The organism is Bacteroidota bacterium (assembly GCA_039714315.1).
In the GTDB taxonomy this organism is placed as follows: Bacteria; Bacteroidota; Bacteroidia; order Flavobacteriales; family JADGDT01; genus JADGDT01.
This window is the reverse complement of record JBDLJM010000203.1, coordinates 1-4,099: the sequence shown is the minus strand read 5'-3', so window position 1 is coordinate 4,099 and position 4,099 is coordinate 1. Positions and strand designations below refer to the sequence as shown.

General features: G+C 35.2%; 6 protein-coding genes. All 6 read right to left on the bottom strand.

Annotated elements, in window-relative coordinates; genetic code table 11:
* Window positions 1-234: hypothetical protein (locus ABFR62_13370; protein ID MEN8139410.1), on the bottom strand; the 234-nt coding region annotated here is incomplete at its 3' end.
* Window positions 235-439: 205 nt separating this feature from the next.
* The gene (locus tag ABFR62_13365) at window positions 440-1,702 is read right to left on the bottom strand and encodes an alginate export family protein (protein MEN8139409.1); all 1,263 of its coding nucleotides are present in this window, start codon (window positions 1,700-1,702) and stop codon (window positions 440-442) included.
* Between the two features lie 63 nt (window positions 1,703-1,765).
* On the bottom strand, window positions 1,766-2,113 hold the full coding sequence (locus ABFR62_13360) for a chaperone NapD (protein MEN8139408.1): 348 nt from the start codon (window positions 2,111-2,113) through the stop codon (window positions 1,766-1,768).
* A gap of 21 nt (window positions 2,114-2,134) precedes the next feature.
* Window positions 2,135-2,716, bottom strand: coding sequence for a nitrate reductase cytochrome c-type subunit (locus ABFR62_13355; protein ID MEN8139407.1), 582 nt, complete (start codon window positions 2,714-2,716; stop codon window positions 2,135-2,137).
* Window positions 2,713-3,522 (bottom strand): quinol dehydrogenase ferredoxin subunit NapH, encoded by an 810-nt coding sequence (napH, locus tag ABFR62_13350; protein MEN8139406.1) that lies wholly within the window; start codon window positions 3,520-3,522, stop codon window positions 2,713-2,715. The genes ABFR62_13355 and napH overlap by 4 nt, the downstream gene beginning before the upstream one ends.
* The coding region (locus ABFR62_13345; protein MEN8139405.1) for a 4Fe-4S dicluster domain-containing protein at window positions 3,515-4,099 on the bottom strand (585 nt) is incomplete at its 5' end. The genes napH and ABFR62_13345, both read right to left, overlap by 8 nt.

Sequence of the window (4,099 nt, the reverse complement as noted above, 5' to 3'; positions counted from 1 at the left end):
AACAGGCCATTTCTCTTTACGATATAAGCGATATTTAAAAATATTCCCAATAAAGTTGATAGTAAGCAGATACATCAATACCTCAAACCACCAAGCATTATATACCAGCGCTTTGGCAGATTGTGTGCCGTAATCATTTTCAACAAAGGTGGCAACAGCCATTGCAACAGCAAATAAGACAATTGCTATACTCATCAAACGAGTAGAAAAGAGAAAATCAGTTATTTTTTTCATGAAGTAGCTTTCTTAATAGTGAACAAAGATAGAAAACAATAAAAAACTAACAAACTTGTAAGTTACAACACTGTTAGTATTTTTTACAAGACCTTAGTTGTAGTATAAATGTCGTTTTTGAATACTTTTTTCATATACAAACCGGGGTCTAAAAAAATATTTTTAAACCCCGGCGGAATATCAATCAACTAAAATCAATTCAAGTTTATTCAGCTTTTGGTGCTGATGAAAAAAGTTTTGGTTTAAATGTAAACTGTAACCAAGTCCAGCTATTCATTTCGTCTTTATCTCCACTTACTCCGTCATACCTGAGCGTTTCAATAAATTCCATAGTTTCAGTGGCAAACATCATAGAGTGACCGAAGTTTATAGATACAGCCGGTGCAATTTTATACCCCATTGTAAAGTCTACTTCTGTACCTAAGTTGGCATCCATTACTTCAGCTCCGTTGTGTACATTTCCGGCTGCTGAGAAGAAGTGAGGAATTAACTTAGCAGAAAATTTACCATTCTTATAAGCTACTGTTGCGTTGATATCATTTAGACCAACTGAACCCATATGACTTCCAACGTAGAAATAATCCATCCATCCATTAAACTTATGGTTTGTTCCGAATAATGGTGCAAATGAATTTTGTTCACCATTGGCATCATCCATATCGTTTCCTGAAAGTGCTTCGTACCCAACACCCAGTTTAAGTCCGTCCATTACTTTATACCCAAGATTGAATGTATAGTATAAAGCGTTTGTTTTCACATCATTATAATCACCAACTTGGAAATAAGTAGCTGCATTCGCATCAAGGTCTCCCATTTTGAAAGTAACTCTTGGTCCAACTGTTTGTTTGAATCCAACTTCAGTAACTTCATCAGTATTTTCGAATTCGTGTCCGGTATTTAAGGCCAATACACTTAACCCGATTTTATCGAAATCACCATGATACCAACCATAAAAGAAGTTTTTATAGCCAGCAGGAGATCCCGTAGGATTCAAAGCATAACCAACATCCAATTTATGTCCGTCAGCAGGTTTGTATTTAAAGATTAATGCATCGTGGCTACGTGCTTGTTGTGCCCAACCTACACTACCAAAAATACGGTGGTCATCGTATACAATTTCCTGACGCCCAAGTTTAAGACAAAGATTATCCAAAAGGCTAACAGAAGCCCATGCTTGGTGCAGTGCGGTGCCGTTTATGTCAGCAGAAGCAAGTGTGCTAATATCTCCCCAGGTTCTTACGTTTTGTAAAGTGATACCGAGTTTTATCTTGTCCTGCTTATAGAAAAAGTTCAATCGAGACCGTTGTGAAATGGCATTTGTTCCTGTTGCATCTGTACCAATTAATTTTTTGTATCCGTGATTGCTTTCAAAACGTGGTCTAATCTCAGCAGATAAGTCAAATTGCTGAGCTAGCATTGGGCTTGCAAATAATACAAGCATCATAATTGATAAAAATATTTGTTTCATAATTTCTGTATTTAATTTAGTGTTTGTTATTTATTGAATTTGGTTATTTTTATGTTAATGGTATTAGTATTTTCCTTTAAGATCGCCACCATATTTAATATCACTGAGATTGGCATTAGGATTATTAAGCCATTTAGGTAATTTCTGATTGTCGTCTAACTTTTCTCTTGCTTTTTCAAGCTCATCGGCACTATAGGCAAATGCCATTTCAGCCGAAACAACATGTTTCAATGCTTGGAGTTCTTGTAGTTTTGACACTTCTTCTTCTGCATTTTCACCTTCGATAGTGACAATAATTCTCCCTTTATCATCATGCAAATGGTATTCCCATAAGTCACTCTCAGTGATGCTCTTAATTACATCATCGAGATATTTTGGACTTACTTGAACAATAATACTAGATAAATTCATATAACTGTTTAAATCTGATAATTACTTAACACCCTCTCCGATATTCTTATCTAAATTAGATTTTGATTTATCAGAGCTCTTTCTAAAGCTAGGTTTAAAAACATTTCCAACTAAAAGTGTCGCATCTGTTTGAGGCACATGACATTGGTTACAAAAGAATCTGGAGTTATCTAATTTTCCGGCATTATCTGCTTGCACAACTTCATTCTCTTCGGCATCGACGAGTAATTGTTCTCCTTGTTGAGTTATCTTAGGACGATAATCCATAAAGTGAGATTTCGGAATTGGTGTAGCATTCTCATTTTCTGCTTTATCAGGCATATGACATAATAAACATTCATTATCATTCATATGAATATCTTCCATCCCTTTAACAGTGTGAGGGATAAGAGGAGGTGCATTCTCAAATGCACGATCCATACCTGTACTTTCATCTTCAGGTGTTTCGTCATAATAGGCCTTATCGCCAATTTCGACATTATCACCGATTAATTCATCACCGGTACTAACTTTCACTTCTTTGGAAGTTTTTGAACCATCTTTACAAGAATAGATCCCTAAAACGAATAATCCTACGATTGCTGCTAAAAAATATTTGTTCATGACTTAGTTTTTTTAAAAATTGAAAATTTTAATGCTTTATAATTACAACTCTCTATACATCTTCCACAATTGGTACATTCACCTGATTTTATGACTCCTTTTTCTTTTTTAATAATATCCATGACCTGAACTTCAGGACATACTTTTTTACATTCTACACAATCTTTATCGCAATTGTCTACATCGTGATAGATCTTTACTACTGATTTATGCGATAGAGCACTGTAAAAACCTCCTAAAGGACATAAGTACCCACACCATAAATAATCTTTGATCAATAAGTCTAACAAGAAGATTAATAATACAATCAACCAACTCATTCCTGCACCATAGATAATCGCTCTATGTAATACTGAAACAGGACTTATAAATTCAAAAGCTGCTACCCCCAGTATAATCGACATAAAAAGACTGAGACCTACTATCCAATACCTGAGATTTCTATCAATCTTTAAATATCTGCTAGATTTCAATCCTAATTTGTTTTTAAGCCATCTTGCCGTGTCTGTTACAATATTCATCGGGCATACCCAACTACAAAAACTTCTACCGACTAAGAGTGCGTATAAGACAGTGATTATCAGTGCTCCAATAATAATATCCCATGATGGAATTTTACCGGCAAAAAGCATCTGAACCACGGCGTAGGGATCAGCTATATAAAATGTGTCAAGAACTTTTGCAGCACTTAGGTTTCCTTTTAACAAAGTCCATCCCCAGTTGGCTGCACCGATAAACAGAAACAGTATAATAAGTTGAACTGCTCTACGAGCAATTAAAAACCGATTTTTATGTAATCTACTCATCTATTAAATCTGTATTATTAAGATAATCTAGTGTCTGTTGATCAGTTTTTAGGTTATCTTTATAATAGTTTGTTGTGTCGATTCGTTGTTCGTCTTTTTCTTCCCAGCCTTTTATGTAATCTGTTTTTAATCTACCTAAAACTTTTTCTTTAGGTAATACAAAAATGGCTGCTTTTTCGGTAATACAAGCATGTTCGCACATACCACAACCCGTACATGAATCGACATTTACTATGGGTTTTAGCAGGGCATGTTTACCTGTTCTTTCGTTTCTTTCGTATTCAATAGTAATCGCATCATCAAGTAACGGACAAGCTCTATAACAAGCCTCGCAACGTATTCCCAAATAGGCTAAGCAATTTTTTGTGTCTAAAACTGCCACACCCATTTCTGCTTTATTAATATTGTATGTGCTTTTTTCGCTTTCGTCAATGTCTGAAATCAGCGGTTCACTTAGCGCATCAGTAGGACAATTCACAACACATGGAATATCCGTACACATATAACAAGGTATATCTCTTGGAATAAAGTAAGGAGTTCCAACTGGAAGGTCATCACCCGGTTCAGCAAGTTTTAA

Bases quoted from the DNA above. Each gene is read 5' to 3' on its own strand.
- ABFR62_13365 (MEN8139409.1), bottom strand. From the start codon at position 1,702: ATGAAACAAATATTTTTATCAATTATGATGCTTGTATTATTTGCAAGC.
- ABFR62_13360 (MEN8139408.1), bottom strand. From the start codon at position 2,113: ATGAATTTATCTAGTATTATTGTTCAAGTAAGTCCAAAATATCTCGAT.
- ABFR62_13355 (MEN8139407.1), bottom strand. From the start codon at position 2,716: ATGAACAAATATTTTTTAGCAGCAATCGTAGGATTATTCGTTTTAGGG.
- napH (MEN8139406.1), bottom strand. From the start codon at position 3,522: ATGAGTAGATTACATAAAAATCGGTTTTTAATTGCTCGTAGAGCAGTT.